This window comes from Kitasatospora sp. NPDC022856 (genome assembly GCF_055561235.1).
The window spans coordinates 1-17300 of sequence record NZ_JBVHHE010000074.1 but is presented as its reverse complement, the minus strand read 5'-3'; the positions used below and the strand labels follow the sequence as shown (position 1 = coordinate 17300).

The 17300-nt window shown below is 70.9% G+C and carries 14 protein-coding genes and 1 pseudogene; 9 read left to right on the top strand and 6 right to left on the bottom strand.

Annotation, left to right across the window (positions count from 1 at the left end):
• Together ACZ34W_RS37185 and ACZ34W_RS37180 are read right to left on the bottom strand one after the other, a co-directional pair.
• Window positions 1–266, bottom strand: a pseudogene (locus ACZ34W_RS37185) (bifunctional 4-hydroxy-2-oxoglutarate aldolase/2-dehydro-3-deoxy-phosphogluconate aldolase); the annotation flags it as partial.
• A 390-nt stretch (window positions 267–656) separates the two neighbouring features.
• Window positions 657–1352, bottom strand: coding sequence for a FadR/GntR family transcriptional regulator (locus tag ACZ34W_RS37180; RefSeq protein ID WP_465610725.1), 696 nt, complete (start codon window positions 1350–1352; stop codon window positions 657–659).
• A 440-nt stretch (window positions 1353–1792) separates the two neighbouring features.
• On the opposite strand from ACZ34W_RS37180, the gene ACZ34W_RS37175 reads away from it, so the two are divergent.
• From ACZ34W_RS37175 to ACZ34W_RS37150, 6 genes are all read left to right on the top strand, one after another.
• A complete protein-coding gene (locus tag ACZ34W_RS37175) occupies window positions 1793–3508 on the top strand; it encodes an IlvD/Edd family dehydratase (RefSeq protein ID WP_465610723.1) in 1716 nt (571 codons plus the stop codon).
• Window positions 3508–4443, top strand: a complete 936-nt coding sequence (locus ACZ34W_RS37170) for a dihydrodipicolinate synthase family protein (RefSeq protein WP_465610721.1) — start codon at window positions 3508–3510, stop codon at window positions 4441–4443. Before ACZ34W_RS37175 ends, ACZ34W_RS37170 begins: the two co-directional genes overlap by 1 nt.
• Complete coding sequence (locus ACZ34W_RS37165; RefSeq protein ID WP_465610719.1) at window positions 4440–5195, top strand: SDR family NAD(P)-dependent oxidoreductase; 756 nt, start codon at window positions 4440–4442, stop codon at window positions 5193–5195. Before ACZ34W_RS37170 ends, ACZ34W_RS37165 begins: the two co-directional genes overlap by 4 nt.
• 832 nt (window positions 5196–6027) lie before the next feature.
• Complete coding sequence (locus ACZ34W_RS37160; RefSeq protein ID WP_465610717.1) at window positions 6028–9696, top strand: glycoside hydrolase family 2 TIM barrel-domain containing protein; 3669 nt, start codon at window positions 6028–6030, stop codon at window positions 9694–9696.
• 170 nt (window positions 9697–9866) lie between these two features.
• Complete coding sequence (gene tatA, locus ACZ34W_RS37155; RefSeq protein WP_465610715.1) at window positions 9867–10154, top strand: Sec-independent protein translocase subunit TatA; 288 nt, start codon at window positions 9867–9869, stop codon at window positions 10152–10154.
• 366 nt (window positions 10155–10520) lie between these two features.
• A complete protein-coding gene (locus ACZ34W_RS37150) occupies window positions 10521–11159 on the top strand; it encodes a hypothetical protein (protein WP_465610713.1) in 639 nt (212 codons plus the stop codon).
• Between the two features lie 29 nt (window positions 11160–11188).
• Here the strand turns inward: ACZ34W_RS37150 and ACZ34W_RS37145 are convergent, their stop codons facing one another.
• The 4 genes from ACZ34W_RS37145 to ACZ34W_RS37130 all read right to left on the bottom strand — a co-directional run bounded on the left by ACZ34W_RS37145 (window position 11189) and on the right by ACZ34W_RS37130 (window position 14075).
• On the bottom strand, window positions 11189–11425 hold the full coding sequence (locus tag ACZ34W_RS37145) for a hypothetical protein (protein WP_465610711.1): 237 nt from the start codon (window positions 11423–11425) through the stop codon (window positions 11189–11191).
• 530 nt (window positions 11426–11955) lie between these two features.
• Window positions 11956–13137: a protein-L-isoaspartate O-methyltransferase family protein gene (locus tag ACZ34W_RS37140; RefSeq protein WP_465610709.1), complete on the bottom strand. Its 1182-nt coding sequence runs from the start codon at window positions 13135–13137 to the stop codon at window positions 11956–11958.
• A 2-nt stretch (window positions 13138–13139) separates the two neighbouring features.
• Window positions 13140–13265, bottom strand: a complete 126-nt coding sequence (locus tag ACZ34W_RS37135; RefSeq protein ID WP_329491944.1) for a hypothetical protein — start codon at window positions 13263–13265, stop codon at window positions 13140–13142.
• Between the two features lie 366 nt (window positions 13266–13631).
• Window positions 13632–14075: a hypothetical protein gene (locus ACZ34W_RS37130; RefSeq protein ID WP_465610707.1), complete on the bottom strand. Its 444-nt coding sequence runs from the start codon at window positions 14073–14075 to the stop codon at window positions 13632–13634.
• Window positions 14076–14378: 303 nt separating this feature from the next.
• Between ACZ34W_RS37130 and ACZ34W_RS37125 the strand changes: the two genes are divergently transcribed.
• From ACZ34W_RS37125 to ACZ34W_RS37115, 3 genes are all read left to right on the top strand, one after another.
• A complete protein-coding gene (locus tag ACZ34W_RS37125) occupies window positions 14379–14969 on the top strand; it encodes a helicase associated domain-containing protein (RefSeq protein WP_465610705.1) in 591 nt (196 codons plus the stop codon).
• Window positions 14970–15266: 297 nt separating this feature from the next.
• Window positions 15267–15722, top strand: a complete 456-nt coding sequence (locus tag ACZ34W_RS37120) for a hypothetical protein (protein WP_465610703.1) — start codon at window positions 15267–15269, stop codon at window positions 15720–15722.
• Window positions 15719–16744: a protein kinase domain-containing protein gene (locus tag ACZ34W_RS37115; RefSeq protein WP_465610701.1), complete on the top strand. Its 1026-nt coding sequence runs from the start codon at window positions 15719–15721 to the stop codon at window positions 16742–16744. Before ACZ34W_RS37120 ends, ACZ34W_RS37115 begins: the two co-directional genes overlap by 4 nt.
• The last annotated feature ends 556 nt before the right edge of the window (window positions 16745–17300 follow it).

Below are 17300 nucleotides of genomic sequence, written 5' to 3'. Positions count from 1 at the left end.
AGGCCGGGGGTGACGAGGAAGGCGGCGCCCGCGTCGGCGGCCCGGGCGGCGTCGTCGACGCTCAGGACCGTCCCGGCACCCAGCAGCGCGTCGGGCCCGAGCTCACGGCGGGCGTGTTCGATCACCCACAGCGCGTCGGTGGTGGTCAGGGACACCTCGGCGACGGTGATGCCCTCCTCCGCGAGGGCCAGGACGGTTCGCAAGGCGGCATCACGGTCACGCCCCCGCACGATGGCGAGGGTCCGGAAGGGCAAATCGGTCAGCATCACAGGGGTCTCCCCGTTGGTGGAACGGCCACGGGCGCGGCGTCCGTGGGAGCCGGTCCCGCGCATCGTGGCCGTGTGCTCCGCTGAGCCCTGCAGTTATAGCCGCCTGGCAGCCTAGTTGCCAAGAGCTCCGGCAGTGCCCTGCCGAAACCTCTCGGACACCGCTGCGAGCGCCACCCTCCCGGGGGTGCAGGAGCCCGGGAAGGTGGCGAGGGGTGCGTCGAGATCGGAGCCGACGCTGGATCCGTTGCGGGCATGGACGCGCGCGGCGGGGACACCGTGCCCGCCCGGACCTGTGCACGACCCCGGGTCGCACCGTCTGGAGCGGCGGCGCGAGGGCCGGGAGATGGCCGACCTGCGGTCGAATCGGTTCAGATCGGGGGCGCCGGGTCAGAATCCGAGGTCGTGACCGGTTTCCTCGATGTGGTCGGCCATGGCCCGGCCCGCGCGTTCGGGGTCGCCCGCGGTGATGGCGTCCAGGACGCGCCGGTGCGCCTCGATCGTGGCGCCCTGGCCCTCGCCCCGTTGTTCGCGACCGCGGTAGCTGGTGCGGCGCGCTTCGAGGAGGGCGCCGTTCATGGCGGCGAGGATGAACGAGAAGACCTCGGACGCGGCGAGGTCGGAGACGGCGTCGTGGAAGGCGAGGTCGGCCGCGATGAATGCCTCGGGGCTCGCTCCCGCGTCCATCATCGTGGCCAGCGTGCGTTCGGCCTCCGCGGTGGAGCCGTGCCCGTCGGCGATCCGGGCCGCGGCGCGCCGGGCGAGTTCGCACTCGATGACCCGGCGGGTGTCGAGCAGGTCCCGCAGGTCCATCGACTTCTGGTTGAGCCGGAACTCGAGGATCTGCGTCAGAACGGCGGGCGACGGGGTCGCCACCCGCGCCCGCTTGCCCTGACTGGAGACGAGGACACCCCGGGCGGTCAGGGTGCGGATCGCCTCGCGCACCGCGAGGCGGTTGACGCCGTGCCGTTCGGAGAGTTCACCCTCGGCGGGGATCTCGTCGCCCGCGCGGAGCCGGCGCTGCTTGATCTCCTCGATGATCTCCCGTGCCACGGTGTCGCTCAGAGTCAGACGCTCGATCGTCATACCGCCCACCCCGCTCCGACCGCGTGCCCCGCGAAGCCGGTGGACGACAGGTGTCGCGGGGGGAGACGTGCGGCATTCGTCGACGCCATACTGCCACCACCGTTGCTGGGCGTGACCGGGAGATCGTTGACCGGATCCCCTCCGCGCGGGGCTCTCGGCGTGCGGCCCCCTTCGGGGTTCATGTTCATGCGCCCCTCCCTTTCCTCCGGTTGTCTGTCAGGTCCTGCATCAATGCTTGACAGCATAGCTGCTAGGTAACACTATCGTGCCCTGATCCACCAGCGGCGGGCTCGCGGCCATCCCGACCCTCCCCGCCGAGCCGCCCCGGGCCTCGTGTTCGCGGGGAGTGAGTGGACCCGACATCGAGAAGGAGGGGTGGCGACCATGCTCCGGCAGCCCGCCGCAGTACCCGCCCACACGGCCCCCACGGGTGGTGCGGCATGAGCCTCCTACGGAGTGCGACCTGGTGGGAAGACCCCGGCAAGGCCGGCTTCATCGCCCGCCACCACATGCGCCAACTCGGCCTCACCCGCGACCAGCTGCGCGACAAGCCGGTGGTGGGCATCTGCAACAGCTGGTCCGAGCTGACCCCCTGCAACTCCCACCTGCGGATCCTGGCCGAATCCGTGCGCCGCGGCGTCACCGCCGCCGGCGGCCTCGCCCTCGAATTCCCCACCATGTCCATCGGCGAACCACTGATGCGGCCCACCTCCATGCTCTTCCGCAACCTGATGAGCATGGACGTCGAGGAGACCATCCGCGCCAACCCCCTGGACGCCGTCGTCCTGCTCGGCGGCTGCGACAAGACCCTTCCCGCCCAGCTCATGGGAGCGGTCAGCGTCGACCTGCCCGCCATCGCCCTGTCCGGCGGCCCGATGCTCACCGGCCGCTTCCGCGGCAAACCGGTGGGATCCGGCACCGACATCTGGCGCATGAGCGAGGAACGGCGCGCCGGACGCATCACCGAGGCCGACTTCGAGGAGTTCGAAGGCTGCCTGGCCCGCTCCGCCGGCCACTGCATGACCATGGGCACCGCCTCCACCATGGGCTGCGTCACCGAGGCCCTCGGCCTCTCCCTGCCCGGCGCAGCCGCGCTGCCCGCCGTCGACGCCCGCCGCGCCCAGCTCGCCGAACAGTCCGGCGCCCGCGCCGTCGAACTCGCCCGCGAGGGCCTGCGCCCCTCCCACATCCTCACCCGCGAGGCATTCACCAACGCCGTCGCCGTCAACGCCGCCATCGGCGGCTCGACCAACGCCGTCCTGCACCTGCTCGCGATCGCCGGCCGCGCCGGCGTCCCGATCGGCCTCGACGACTTCGACGCGATCGGCCGCACCGTCCCCCTGCTCGCCGACCTCATGCCCAGCGGCCGGTTCCTGATGGAGGACTTCGCCTACGCCGGCGGGCTGCCCGCCCTCATGGCCGAACTCGGCGACCTCCTGGACACCAAGACCCTCACCGTCACCGGCCGCACCCTCGCCGAGAACCTCCACGGCCACCAGGTCTGGAACCGCGAGGTCATCCGCACCTTCGACGACCCCGTGCAACCCGCCGACAGCGGCACCGCCGTACTCCACGGCAACCTCGCCCCCGGCGGAGCGGTCGTCAAACAGTCCGCCGCCTCACCCCGCCTCCTGCGCCACCGCGGCCCCGCCCTGGTCTTCGACGGCATCGAGGACTACCTGCGCGCCGCCGACGACCCGGACCTGCCGGTCGACGCCGACACCGTCCTCGTCGTCCGCAACCTCGGCCCCCGCGGCTACCCGGGCATGCCCGAGCTCGGCAACCTCCCGCTGCCCGCCAAACTGCTCACCCAAGGAGTCAACGACATGGTCCGCATCTCCGACGCCCGGATGAGCGGCACCGCGTACGGCACCGTCGTCCTGCACGTGGCCCCCGAAGCCGCAGCCGGCGGACCCCTCGCCCTCGTCCGCACCGGTGACACCATCGAACTCGACGTGGCGGCCCGCACCCTCCACCTCGATGTCGGCGACGACGAACTCGCCGCCCGCCGCACCGAGTGGACCCCGCCCACCCGGGCGGGCGAGCGCGGCTGGACCCGCCTCTACACCGACCACGTCCTGCAGGCCGACCAAGGTGCCGACCTCGACTTCCTGGTCGGCGGATCCGGCGACCACCCCGCGAAGGCACCCTTCTGATGAACGCCGACCTGCTGTGCGGCGTCATGCCGGTCCTCGAAGTGCCGTTCACCGCGGACGGCGACCTCGACCCCGACGGCTTCGAGCGCCTCGTACGCCACGTCCTCGCAACCGGTGTCACCGCCGTCATGTTCCCCGGCTTCGCCAGCGAGTTCCACAAGCTCACCGACGCCGAACGCGCCCTCCTCACCCGCCGCCTGCTCGACATCACCACCCCCCGGCCCGACGTCGCCGCCGTCATCTCGATCCCCGACCACGCCACCCGCGTCGCCGTCGAACGCGCCACCGCCGCCGTCGACGCCGGCGCGGACGCGATCAACCTGCTCCCGCCCCACTTCCTGGGCCCGCCTCCCGCCGAGGTGCACCGCCACGTCACCACCGTCCTGACCGCCGTCGCGCCCACCCCCGTGATCCTCCAGTACGCGCCCGCCCAGACCGGATCGGCCTTCACCGCACAGGCCCTGCGCGGACTCGCCGCCGAGCACCCCAACCTGGCCGCCGTGAAGATCGAGACGGCCCTGCCCGGTCGGCTGGCGGAAGACCTCGCCGCCGCCACACCCGCCCTGCGATCCTTCGTCGGCTACGCCGGCCTCCAACTGGCCGACGCCCTGCGACGCGGCATCGCCGGGGTCCAGCCCGGCTGCTCGTTCACCGAGATCTACCAGCGCATCTGGCGACATTGGCACGACGGCGACCGGGCCGACGCACTCGCCCTGCACGCGCGGCTCCTCCCCTACCTGGCCTACTGGATGCAGGAGGTCGAACTGATCATCATGGTGGAGAAGCTCATCTCCGTCCGCCGCGGCCTCATCGACCAGCCACACTGCCGCCACCCCGCCCGCAGCCTGGACCCGCAGGAGATCGCCGGCGTCGACCGGTTCCTCGCGGAGTTCGACGACATCCTGCGGCCCGTCCGAAACCGGAGCCGACCATGATCGACCTCACCGGCCGCGCCGTCCTCGTCACCGGCGCCGCGCGCGGCATCGGCGCGGCCATCGCCGACGCCGCGGCCCACGCCGGCGCCCGTGTCGGACTCCTCGACATCGACGCCGACCGCCTGCGCCACACCGCCCACCTCATCGGCCCCGCGGCCGCCTGGGCCGCCTGCGACATCACCCACGAGGAGCAGATCGCCGACGCGGTCGCCGCGCTGCGCGAGGAACTCGGCCCCGCCACCGGACTGGTCAACAACGCGGGACGCAACGCCTACGCCGACCCCGTCACCATGACGACCGGACAGTGGGACGAGGTATTCGGAGTCGACCTCAAGAGCGCCTGGCTCATGGCCCGCCAGGTCCTGCCCGACATGGTGACCGCCGGCCACGGCTCCATCGTCAACATCGCCTCCATGCACGCCACCCTCACCTGCCCCGGCATGTTCCCCTACGCCGCCGCCAAATCCGGCCTCGTCGGCCTCACCCGCTCACTCGCCCTCGAAGTCGGACCGCACGGCGTCAGAGTGAACGCGGTCAGCCCCGGCTACATCGAGACCGACCTCCTCACCGAGTACTTCGACCGGGAACCACCGCAGGTCCGCAAGGCCGCCACCGACAAACACATCCTCGGACGCCTCGGCACACCCCGCGACGTCGCCACCGTCGTCGCCTTCCTCCTCTCCGACGCCGCCGCCTTCGTCACCGGCGCCGAGTGGGCCGTCGACGGCGGCGTCTCCGCCCGCTTCGCCTGACCCACCAGAATCCCCGCCCGCACCCGACCCCGCCCGGAGACGGCTCCCGGCTGCCACTACGCCACCCTGCCATCGACGACACCCCAACGACCCGCCACCGCGAGGCACTCGCGCCATCCCGGTGCCACCGGACACCGATCACTGGTCGCCACTACGGACGCGCGCGAACGGGCGGCCAGCCCCGACTCGCTGCCGCGCCCGGCGGACACCGCCCCCGCCGGGCGCGGCAGAGGCGTGCCCGCACGGCACCGATGTCCTCCCGGCACCTGAGGCGCAGTCCGATCCCTGCCGAGTCGCCACCAGGACCGGACACCTCGACCGTGCCGCGCCCACCGCGACCGCCTGCCGCCGCAACCCGCGCAACGCCGCCCATGGCCGCCCGCGCCGACCGGGAGGAGCCCCGGCTCGAGGTCGGACTCCCCGCGCCGGGTGGCGCGACCTTCACCGCCGCACGGCCCCGACTGGCCGGACCGCACCGTCACCGGACGGCGCCGTGTGCGGCGCGCCGCGGCGGAGACGACGAGGCGTTACCGCCGTAGTGAGCGCCTGCGCCGAGTCCTTTCGGTACCGGACCGTGCCCGCGCCGTACCTGCCGGTCCCGAAGGCCGGATGAGACGACGCTCCTGTGTCTGGGAGGTTCCGACAAAATGCCCCGCCGGTGACGAGTACCCGCGTCCCAGGTATTGCCAACCGCCGCAGATGCCCCCTAAATCTTCCTAGCAGCCTAGTTGCTAGGAAGGGAAAGACAGTGTCGTCTCCTGACCCCCACACCCCCGCCCGCGCCGCTGACGCGGCCCCCACGGGTATCTCCCGCCGGGGCATCCTGAAGAGCATGGTCGCCGCCGGGATGCTCGCCGCCGTCGCCAGTACCGGTGACTTCTTCACCGCCGCACCGGCTGCCGCCGCCACCGCCCCGCCCGTCATCCCCCCGCTGCCCGACACCGTCTCCGGCGTCGGCAACCCGCGGATCCCCGTCACGGCGGGCTGGCGCTACACCACCACCCCGCCCGCCTCCTTCTGGGCCCCTGGCACCAGCACCTCCTCCTGGGCCGCGATCGGCGTGCCCGGCGAACCTGCGATGCAGGGCCAGACCGTTGGCTGGAACCGCGAGTGCGCATACTCCGTCACGGTCCCCGTCCCGGCCGACTACGCCGGACGGACGGTCATGCTCCGCTTCGACGGCGTATACAACTACGCCCGCCTGTGGGTCAACGGAACCCTGGTGGCCACCCACGACGGCGGCTTCACCACCTGGTACGCCGACATCACCTCACTCGTCACGCCGGGTCAGCAAGCCGTCGTGACCCTCGGGGTCACCGACCGGGCTGCCAACATCGCGGCACAGTCTGCCTACGCGCACCACATCATCGGCGGGATCCTGCGTGACGTGACCCTCGTGGCGCTGCCGGCTTCCCACCTCACCCGGCTGCACACCGCCACGGTCTTCGACGCTTCCTATACGAACGCCACCCTTACCGTCACCGCCGCCGCAGTGCTGGCGGCCGGCAAGACCGGCACCGTCGACCTGACCCTCACCGACCCGGACGGCCATTCCGTCCCCGTGTCCCCGGCCCGTATCACCCTGACGGGGGCGACGCCTCAGGCCGTGGCGGCCATCCCCGTGAGCGCACCACGCAAGTGGGATGCCGAACACCCCAACCTGTACACCCTGAGGGCGACCCTCACGGTGGACGGCGTTACCCAGACGGTGTCGAGGGCGGTCGGTTTCCGCCAGGTCAAGATGCAGGGCAACCAACTGTTGGTCAACGGCAGGCCGGTACACCTGCTCGGCGTCAATCATCACAGCATCACTCCGACGCAGGGGCGTTCGACGACCCCGGCCATGGAGGAACAGGCCCTCCGGCTGTACAAGGAGGCGAACTGCAACTTCATCCGCACCTCGCACTACCCCCCGACCCCGGCCCTGCTCGAACTGGCCGACCGCCTCGGCCTCTACATGGAAGTGGAGGCACCGGTCAGCTTCCAGTACGGGACGGTCAACAACCCCGCCTACACCGACCAGTTCCTGACGCAGTTCGCCGAGATGATCGAACGCGACCGAAGTCACGCCTGCGTGATCGAGTGGTCCCTCGGCAACGAGAGTGGCAACACGAACCTGCTCAACTTCGACCTCGAGAACACCTACGCGCACGAGAACGACCCCTCCCGCCCGACGGTCTTCGAGGAGTCCGAACAGCACAACGGCGGTAACCAGGCCGACATCTACGCTGGCCACTACCCCTCCCTCGCCAACGCGACCGGCAACGCTACCCAGCCCATCCAGTACGGCGAGTTCGCCCATGTCCCGTGCTACATCCACGCGACCCTGAACGCGGACCCCGGCGTGCGCAACTTCTGGGGCCACAGCATCAACGAGTTCGCCGAGAAGTTCCGCACCACGGACGGTGTCGTCGGCGGAGCGATCTGGGCGGCCATCGATGACGTGTTCAACCTGCCCGCAGCACCCGTCGGCTACGGCGAGTGGGGGATCATCGATCTGTGGCGGCGGCCCAAGCCGGAACACTGGCTGACACGGAAGGCGTTCTCGCCCGTACGAATCGCCGACGGCGTACTCACCGGGCTGACCCCGGGCGGAGCCATCCCGGTACCGGTCAAGAACTGGTACGACCACACCAACCTGAGTGAGCTCGCCATCAACTGGGAGATCGGCCCGCGATCCGGAACGCTCACCGGCGTCTCCGTCCCCGCTCGGCAGAGCGGTACCCTCACCGTCCCGGCCGGCCCCTGGGCGGCCGGGGACACCCTCCACCTGACGATCCGGCGCGGAACCTCGATCGTCGACGAGTACCGCCTCTGGCTGAACACCCGTACAACACCGCAGTTCACCGCGCCCGGCGGCACCACTCCCACCGTTCAGGAGAATGCCGGACGGATCGTGGTGACCGGCGTTGACACACCGTTCACCGTCATCTTCGACAAGACCACCGCCCGCCTGATCGAAGCCAGAGCCGGCGGCGCCAGGGTCCTCACCGCGGGGCCGGACCTGGTGGTCTCACGCGGACTGCCCGGCGCGTGGACCGGCACATCGGCCACGGTCACCACCGTCGGCGGCCAGGCAGTCGTCACCCTCACCGGCCGCTTCGGCGCCGTGAACACCACCTTCACGATCTCCATCGACGGCCGCGGCCTGCTCACCACGAGCTACACCCTCGCCAACCCGCCCTCCGGCTCCTTCAGCAATGTCGGCATGCGCTTCGGCCTCGCCGACGGCACGGACACCCTCACCTGGCAGCGCGACGCCCAGTGGACGGTTTACCCCGACGACCACATCGGACGCCCCACCGGCACCGCCATCCGCACCCGGTCCACCGGCACCGACGCCTACCGCACCCAACCCACCTGGCCCTGGGCCCAGGACACCCACAGCTACTTCCTGTCCGGCAACACCGCGCATTGGACCAACGACTTCCGCAGCACCAAGGCCAACATCAGGCTCGCAAAAGCCACCGTCGGAGCCGCGGGACCGGGCGTCCAGGTCGAATCGGACGGAACGGACGCCGTCCGCCTGGCACCCGCCCGACGCGTGATCGACAACACCTCCCCGGACATCGTCTACACCGGCCCGTGGACCCACGCCGGAAGTACCGACGGATCCACCTCCGGCGCCATCTCCGGCACCCAGTCCTCCTCGAACGCGACCGGCGCGACGGCAGAACTCGCATTCACCGGCACGGGCATCGGTCTCCATTCCGCCAAAGCCGAGAACCTGGGCATCATCAAGATCTACATCGACGGCACCCTCGTGGACAATATTGACCTCTACAGCAGGTACAGCCGCTACTACGACATAGGCGACGGGAACTCGAGCACGCCCCAGCTGGTCTTCCGCAGCGCACCACTCGCCTACGGCCAGCACACCATCAAGGTGGAGTGCACCGGCACCAAGAACGCCAGCTCAAAGAGCACCGTGGCCCGCATCGACGCGTTCCAGGTGGTCAACCCCTACATCGACAGCGCATCCGAACGAATCACCTACACTGGCCCGTGGGTACACGCGGATGCCTCGGCTCCCTCCACCGGCGGCGCCCTGAACCACACCGAGTCCTACACCTACGCGCCGGGCTCCGGCGCCGCCACCAGATTCCAGGGCACGGGCATACGCGTCATCTGCCCCAAGGGCCCCAACGAAGGCATCGCCAAGATCTACGTGGACGGCGAGACCGCGACCCTGGTGGACTTGTACGCCCCCACCGAGCAGTTCCAGCAGACAGCGTTCGAACGCACCGGCCTGCCCGACGGCGAACACACCGTCACTGTCAAGGTCCTGGGCCAGAAGAACGCCTCGTCCACCGGCTCGAACGTCATCCTCGACGCCTTCGAGGTCATACAGTCCGACCCGTACACAAGCGATCCGGGTGTTGATCTGATCGTCAGCACGAAGATCAACTACCCGGACATCGACTGGGGCAACTACGAGGACCCGGACATCATCCTCCAAGCCGGCTGGTCCGCGACCGCACGACTGCGCCTGATCCCCTGACCGGGTGCGGGTGCCGGGTCGGGTGCGGGTAACGACACCCGCCAGCACCCGACCCGGCACCCGCACCGACGACAGCTTCAATACTTCGGGACCGCTCCCGGATCGACCCCCACCCTCGGACGCGACGGCGACCCAGCCCCACCGCTTCGACCGCCAAGGAGACGACGCCCATGTTCCGCAACGGCCTGGAACCCTGGCACCTCATCATCGTGCTCGCCGTGATCGTCCTGCTCTTCGGCTCCAAGAAGCTCCCCGAAGCAGCACGCGGGATCGGCAAATCCCTGCGCATCCTCAAGGCCGAAACCAGAGCCCTGCACGAGGACACCCCCGTCGACCCCGCGACCACAACCACCCCAGACACCCCGGACACCACGATCCCGGCCATCCCCCCGCCACGTACCGAGACGCCGCCCGCCGGCCACACCACCCCCAGAAGCCACCACCCGAACACCCCCTGAACAGAACGGCCGTGTGCGAGCCGGGCGGCCGCGAGCCGAATCTCCTCGCCAAGAGGTCGACCGGACCACCTGGCGCCACCGCATCGACACCCGCCACCGAATGAGGCCGCGTCGAGGCCGGAACCGAACGGCAGCCGCAGAACCCCCTGGCCGTACCAGATGCCGGTGCAGAAGGTGGGCAAAGCCGGGGCCCGGAACCCGGTGGGGACGTCGCCTCAGTTGCCGTCGGTTCCCGTGCTCAGGGACACGGGAACCCGGACTGGCAGCACAGCACCCCGCGACCAGGTCCTGGGAAGTGATCTAGAAGTCGGCGGGAACACGTACTGCCCCGATACGCCGTAACTACAGGTCAGCGGATTTTGTCGGATGGCCGTCGACGCCACCGCCTGGCCCGCCCTCGACGCCCTCGCCCCCGTCCTGCCCGATGGCCGCCTACGCGGCGGCGTCGTGGTCGAGGTCGTGGACGACCGCTACCTGCTCGGCGCGCTGGCCGCCGGCGCGGCCCAGCGCCCGGAGGTCTACGTCGCGGTGGGTCTCCCGGACCTGGGTCTCGCCGCCATGGACGCGCTCGGCCTGCTCTACGCCCGGCTCGCGGTGGCCGACGACCCGGGCCCCCAATGGGCGGAGGTGGTCGCCGCCCTCGCCCGCGAGGGGGCCTTCGGCGTGATCATGCTGGAGCCCACCAGCCGGGTGCGGCCCCGCGACCACCAGCGCCTCGCCGCCCGGCTCCGGGAATCCGGCACCACCCTGCGCGTGACCACACCCTGGCCCGGAGCCGCTCTCACCCTCACCACCGACAGCCCCCGCTTCGCGGGCCTGGGCGACAGCTGGGGGCAGGGCACCTCCCGCACCGTCACCGTGCACTGCACCGGCCGCGGCCGCGGCCGCGCCGGCGTCCGCACCCGCACCACCACCCTGCTCCTGCCCGGCCCCGACGGCACCGCCCAACCGCTCACCCCGGCCGCCGAGCAGACTGTCCCCACATTCGACGCCGCCACGGCGTAGCCCGAAGGCCGGGGTCGGATCCGGCGACGCTAGTCCACCTCGTACGGCAGGACGCTGAACACACCGGTCACGGATACGGCGGCGTCGATGATCTCCTTGCCGTTCTCGTGGTCGATCCCCAACGGCTTCTCCGAGATGAGGACGTACAGCACGGCGGGGGTCGGCCCGTACCACGTCGGCGTGCCGGTGACGTTGGTGTGCCGGAACGCCTTGCCGGGGCGGCCGATGTCGAGGCGGCCGCCGGCGAACCGGACCTTCCACCCCATCCGGGCCGCGCAGCTGGGCAGGGGTGTGCCGGGCCGGCGTGCCGTGGGCGATCTGGGTGAAGCCCTCCAGCCCGCCGAGGAGGTATGGCACGGAACTCTGGCCGGCGAACTCGCCGCTGACGATCTCGTCGTGGAAGGCGGGGTAGAGGAGGAGCGCCGGCCGGCCCGGGCCGAGCGCGGGGCCGGTGAAGGTCTCCGTGTGGAACGGCAGGTCATCGGGGAGCTGTCCGGAGTCGTTGCTGAAGGCGTAGTCCGGCACGCTGAGTACCGGCTTTCGTCAAGTCAAGTGCACCGAGCGTAGTGACGCAACTACCCGGCCGGGGTAACTTGCTCAGGATCGACCCGGACCTGCCACACCCAGCCGTCCGGCCGGGCGCCGAGCCGCCGACGCCGCGCCCGCACCAACGCCTGCCCCAGCGTCGCCGGCACGACCTCGGCCAACCGCTCCGCCGGCACGACCTCGGCCAACCGCTCCGCCGGCACCCGTAGGTCAAGACCCCGACCCAGAGCACCACCAGCACGAACGCTGCTCACACCGGTGCTCGACGAGCCGGCTCGCCAGCCGCTACCGCCCCGCCGACAGCCCATCGCGGGCCGTCCACCGGATCCTTCAACCACACGAACTGGCCGTCCGGCCGGGCCGTGATGCCGTAGTCGCACGGCTCCGGTCGGCCCAGACTGTCCCACTGCGCCCAGGCGACCATCAGTTCGTCACCGATTCGTCGCGCGCCGCCCTGGTGCAGCACGGTGGTGCCGTCACCCATGGTGCCGAACGCCGCCCACGAGGTGGCTCCGTCGTGGACCCATGCGTTCACCCCGTCCTCGTCCCGCCCTGTGATGATCACCGCGTCCGGCACCGCCACCCGCAGCGCGAACGTGAGATCCCAGTTCCCCTCAAGAGGCTCCAGGTCCCGCTCCACCACCCGCTCGGTCTCGGCGGGGCCCTCGCCGCGTACCGTCGCGTACCCGGCGAACCCCGCCACCGGCGGCGCCGCGCCCGCCCGGTCCGCCATGAACTGCCCCAGGCCCTGCACCCAACCGGACGCGCCGCGCCCATCGTCGGCGACCGTGAGCGCGACATGGCCCAGCCGCCCCCACGGGTAGACGATCCGCCCGCCCGGGACGGTCGCCTCCACCCACGTCCGGGGCACCCGTTCGACAGCGTAGGTGGCGATCACCCGGTCGAACCGTCCACCATCCGGCGCCGTGCCGGTGGCGTCCCCGGTGAGCACCTCGACGTCCAGGCCGGCGGCCGCCAGCCGGGTCCGCGCGAACTCGGCCAGCCCCGGGTCGATCTCGGTGGACACCACCCGGCCCGGGCCGGCCCGCCGCGCGGCGAGCGCGGCGTTCCAACCCTGCCCACCACCGATGTCCCACACCCGGTGCCCGGGCTCCAGCAGCAGCGAGTCCAGCATGTCCACCACCACACCCTGCGCGGACAGGCTCGACGAGGCCAGCCCGCCACTCACCTGGGTGACCGCGGCCGCGGACTGGTCCCCATACAGCTCGCCGGCCCAACCCTGCGGATCGGCCAACCGGTCCACCGCCACGTACGCGTCCCCGTCCCACCGCCACAGCCGCTCCGGCGCGAACCAGTCCCGGGGCAACGCGGACACGGCCTCGCGCAGCCACGGAGCCCGCTCGGGCCAGGCCCCACGCGCCTCCATCGCCTCATCAAGGCCGGCCCGCCACTTCACGAGGTCCAGGTCCACGCTCAGTCCTGCTTCGGCTTCCGGTGCTTCCCATCACTACCCGGATCCGGCTTGTCGACCTTCCCGTCCGCGTTCCCGGGCGGCGCCTTGCCCTTCTCCAGCGGCTGGTCCTTCTCCCGATTGCCCACCAGGGATCCCCCTTCGCACGCAGAACGACGACCCGGCCATCCTGACCGCTACGCCACGCAGACGGTAGGGGGCGCAGCAGCGCACAAGGGGCGCCGGATGCCGTGCGCGCGCCCCCGGGAAAGCAGCGGCCCCGGCAGTACCCTGCCGGGGCCGATCAGGCCTTCTCGGGACCACCGCACAACCTACTGGTTGGCACTGACACCGTCGTCGGGGGGAGCAGCGCCGACAACCTCTACATCGCCAACCGGCACCTCACCGAACACGAGCACGGAGATGTTCTGCAGGACATCGCGGCCCAGCCGCGGGTGCCACGGTGGTTCGGCGTCGGGCCACGGCTGTTGGCCAGAACCTCCTAGCCGTCGCCGTCACGCCTTCGTCGCCACCAAGGTCCGCGCCCGCTCGTTGAGGTCGCGGACCTTCGGATTTCCGGTGTAGGGCCGGATACCGGAGAGCATCTGCAGGAAGTGGTCATCTGTCCGGGCGGACGACAGGGTCTCGTAGTCGTCCAAGAAGTTGTGCCAGGTCATTGTCGCCCGCTCGACGTGCCCGACTTCCAGTTGCCGCTGAGCCATCACGCCGTTGGCGTGCGCCCGGCCCTGCTTCTCCCGCGGCGGCCGCAGCCGCTGCGACTGCTGCATCGCGGTGATCGACCCCGCCACGTCTCCCAAGGCGTAGAGGACGGAGGAGACGTGGAAGTGATACGCCGAGAGATCGTAGCCGCCTACGTGGTTGTTGCGGCCGTCAGCCTGGAACAGAGCTTGCTCCGTCTCCCGCAGCCGGGCGAAGGCCGTACGGCTGTCTCCGACCAAGGCGGCACCGTGAGCCTGCTGGCCGGTCAGGAAAGCCCGTAGCCCGGGCCCGGCCTTCGGGCGGCTTCGGCGGCCGCGTCAGCCAGGTTGAGGGCTTCACGGCCGGCGTGGCCTGTGCGCGCAGGTAATGCCGTTGAGGACATCGGGGCGATACTGCAGCCGCTTGAGGCGGTTGCGTACAAGGGTCTCGAGCCGGTCGGGGGCGGTTCAGACTCTCAGACCACCGACCCCATCCTGAAGACCTCAGTAAGCGGCCAGCACCTGCTCGACCCGGCCCGGATCAGCGAGCTGGACGCGCTGGGGATGATCTGGTCGAAGCACGTGAACGCCTGGAAGCGCCTGAACGCCTGGAAGCGCGGCCACGCCTACGCCCGCGCGTGGGCCGCCCACCACGGCCACCTGGCGATCCCCGCCGCCGAGAAGCTGGACGGCTACGCGGTAGACGCGTGGATGCGCCGCCAGCGCAACGCCGCGGGCCTCAACCCCGAGCAGGCCGCGAAGCTCGACGGCCTGGACGAGCTGTGGCGCCTGGAGCCGGACTGGAACCGCTCCTACCGCCGCCTGCTCGCCTACCTCGCCGCCGGCGGCACCCTCGACGGCCCCGCCAACCGCACCGGCGGCGAGGCGGACTCGACCTTCCGGCCCGGCACCTGGCTGCGCAAGCAGGACAAGGCCCGCACCGAGGGCAAGCTGACCGGCCACCAGGCCGCTCCCGGACGCGCTCACCCGGCACGCCGAGACCGTCACCGGCTGACCCTGCCCCGTACACCCCGCCGTCCCGGCCCACCCCGGGCTGGAATGGCCGCCCGTACCCGTCCCCGACTTCCGGAGGTCCCGTCACATCACCTCCTGGGCCAGCCTCCGGGCTGCATGCGGGCCGCCTCCGAAGGGTGACGGCCGCACCCTGGACGGCCCAACGACTCGGCGAGGGCGCAGGCCACCGCCGCGCGGCTTCGGGTCACGGCTGGCCAGGGCGTCGATGTCCAACCCTGTGGCGTTCGGCGGCGGGGGGCAGCCGCTGCCATGGCCTTTTCGGACGATACCGACGCCCTCGCGGATCACGGGCGGGCGACTGCGGAGGTCGGCCTCTCGGGTGTATCTCCGGTAGAAGGCCAGCGCGGCGGTGTTCCGCTCGGATGGTTCTTCGCATACTTCCCGTCAAAGCCTCCGCTCGGGAAGGACACCGAACTCATGAAGCGTGTGAAGTGGGTCGCGGCTCTGGGGGGAGCCCTGGCCATGCTCCCTGTCACCGTGGCGGGCATTCCGGCCGCTCATGCCGCTACCGGCGACGCCTGCGGCGGCGCGATCAGCGACTACGTCGGCCTGGCCGACCTGGACGCCCCGTTCACCGGCACCGCGTCCAGCAACGGGATCAACCGGAGTGTCACCGTCACCCCCCTTCTGCTGGGGAGCAACACGCTCAAGGCAGAGATCGTGGACGGCGACGACGACCGCTACGCCATCGGTTCCTTCGAGCTCACGGTCAACAACGCCGGCATCGGAAAGATCAAGTTTGTCGTTCCCGGCGGCCACGGCCGCAGCGAGAACGTGGTCTGCGCGAGCGGCAGCCGGGTCACCGAGATCACCGGCAAGGTCTTCGTCCAGGACCTCGGCAAGCACATCCCCTTCACCATCACCCGCACGTGACCACCACCGCCCCGCCGATTCCAAGGGCCGCTGGACCGGTCGCACCGTCCCCGGCGCCCTCCCACGCACCGGCGGCGAACACCCCCGCACCCCATTGCCCACACGGCCGCACCGCAGACGCGGCGCTCCCGCTCGACTTCGCGGGCCACCAAGCACTGCGCCTGGTAGGGGAGCAGCAGTGCTGCCGGGTGTACCGGGGCGTGGACGGGAGTGGCCGGGCGGTAGCGGTGAGGACGGTCTGCGCCGATGCCTCGCCGAGGGCGTTGGCGCGGATCCGCAACGAGGAGGCGGCGCTTCGGCGACTGGAGGACATGGTGTTCGTGCCCCGTCTGCTAGAGGCAGGGGCGGCCGGGCCGCTGCGCTTCGTAGCGAGCGAGTGGCGCTCCGGAGTGACGGTCCGTGAGCTGATGTGGTACCTGGCGTCCTCCACGGCGGTGGAGTCGGCGGCGGGCGCAGAGTGCCTCGAACGCCTCGTCCTGGGATTAGGTTCCGCGGTTCGGCGCCTGCACGGCCACGGCATCGTCCACGGCGACATCAATTCCCGGAACGTACTGATCTCGGACACGGGCGTCACGGTCCTCGACTTCGAGAGCGCCACCCCCATCGGCCCTGACGAGGCCTGGGCCCCGGATCCGGCATCCATCCACAGGTACACTCTCGGATACGCGGCCCCCGAACGCCTCACCGACAATCAGGCGAAGTTGCTCCCGGCCGCCGACCAGTACGCGCTCGCCGCCCTGCTCTACCGCCTGGTCGAGGGACGTCACCATGTGTCCACGGTCGGGAGTCTCGCGGACCTGGTACGCCGTGCGCACCGGCCTCTGTCATCCTTCACCCGCTGGCCGGTCCGCCGGTGGCCGCGGCTCGGCGCATGTCTCGCCCGCGCGCTCAGCCCCGACCCCGCAGGCCGCTACCCCACGATGGCGGACTTCGACCACGCTCTCGCCACGGCCCTCCTTCTTCCCCGGGCCGTCGGCCCGGCGCAACCCGACGTTGCACGCTCAGCCAGCAATCCGACCTGAGGAACCACAGATATGACCGCCCCCGACCGTCGGCGTCTCCTTCTGCTTGCCGCCGCTATCCCCTTCGCAGCCCTCTCCACGACCCGCGCCGCCGCTCAACAGGCCACCGCGGTTTCGCGGAACAGCTCCACCACCCACACCTCCGGCCAACTCGCCACACCGTCGGACAAGTCGGCGTCCCATGCCAGCCACTCCAAGCCTGGCTCCCCTCAATCCAGCTCCAGCTCCAGCTCCAGCTCCAGTGCCAGCTCCAGCGCGAGCTCCAGCGGGAGTGCGAGCTCCAGTGCCAGCTCCAGCGGGAGTGCGAGCTCCAGCTCCAGGGGGAGGCCGAGCTCCAGTGGCAGCTCCAGCTCCAGTGGAGGGCCGAGCTCCAGCTCCAGCGCGAGTTCCAGTGCCAGTTCGAGCTCCAGCGCGAGTTCCAGTGCCAGTTCGAGCTCCAGCTCGAGTGCGAGTGCCAGCAGCTACTGAGGTTTTCAGGGTGGGGTCGGTGGTCTGAGAGTCAGGCCGGTGGCGGTCAGGCATCCGTCGATCAGGTGGGGTCGGAGTTGGATTCGGC

Bases quoted from the DNA above. Each gene is read 5' to 3' on its own strand.
- ACZ34W_RS37180 (WP_465610725.1), bottom strand. From the start codon at position 1,352: ATGACGATCGAGCGTCTGACTCTGAGCGACACCGTGGCACGGGAGATC.
- ACZ34W_RS37175 (WP_465610723.1), top strand. From the start codon at position 1,793: ATGAGCCTCCTACGGAGTGCGACCTGGTGGGAAGACCCCGGCAAGGCC.
- ACZ34W_RS37170 (WP_465610721.1), top strand. From the start codon at position 3,508: ATGAACGCCGACCTGCTGTGCGGCGTCATGCCGGTCCTCGAAGTGCCG.
- ACZ34W_RS37165 (WP_465610719.1), top strand. From the start codon at position 4,440: ATGATCGACCTCACCGGCCGCGCCGTCCTCGTCACCGGCGCCGCGCGC.
- ACZ34W_RS37160 (WP_465610717.1), top strand. From the start codon at position 6,028: ATGGTCGCCGCCGGGATGCTCGCCGCCGTCGCCAGTACCGGTGACTTC.
- tatA (WP_465610715.1), top strand. From the start codon at position 9,867: ATGTTCCGCAACGGCCTGGAACCCTGGCACCTCATCATCGTGCTCGCC.
- ACZ34W_RS37150 (WP_465610713.1), top strand. From the start codon at position 10,521: ATGGCCGTCGACGCCACCGCCTGGCCCGCCCTCGACGCCCTCGCCCCC.
- ACZ34W_RS37145 (WP_465610711.1), bottom strand. From the start codon at position 11,425: ATGGGGTGGAAGGTCCGGTTCGCCGGCGGCCGCCTCGACATCGGCCGC.
- ACZ34W_RS37125 (WP_465610705.1), top strand. From the start codon at position 14,379: ATGATCTGGTCGAAGCACGTGAACGCCTGGAAGCGCCTGAACGCCTGG.
- ACZ34W_RS37120 (WP_465610703.1), top strand. From the start codon at position 15,267: ATGAAGCGTGTGAAGTGGGTCGCGGCTCTGGGGGGAGCCCTGGCCATG.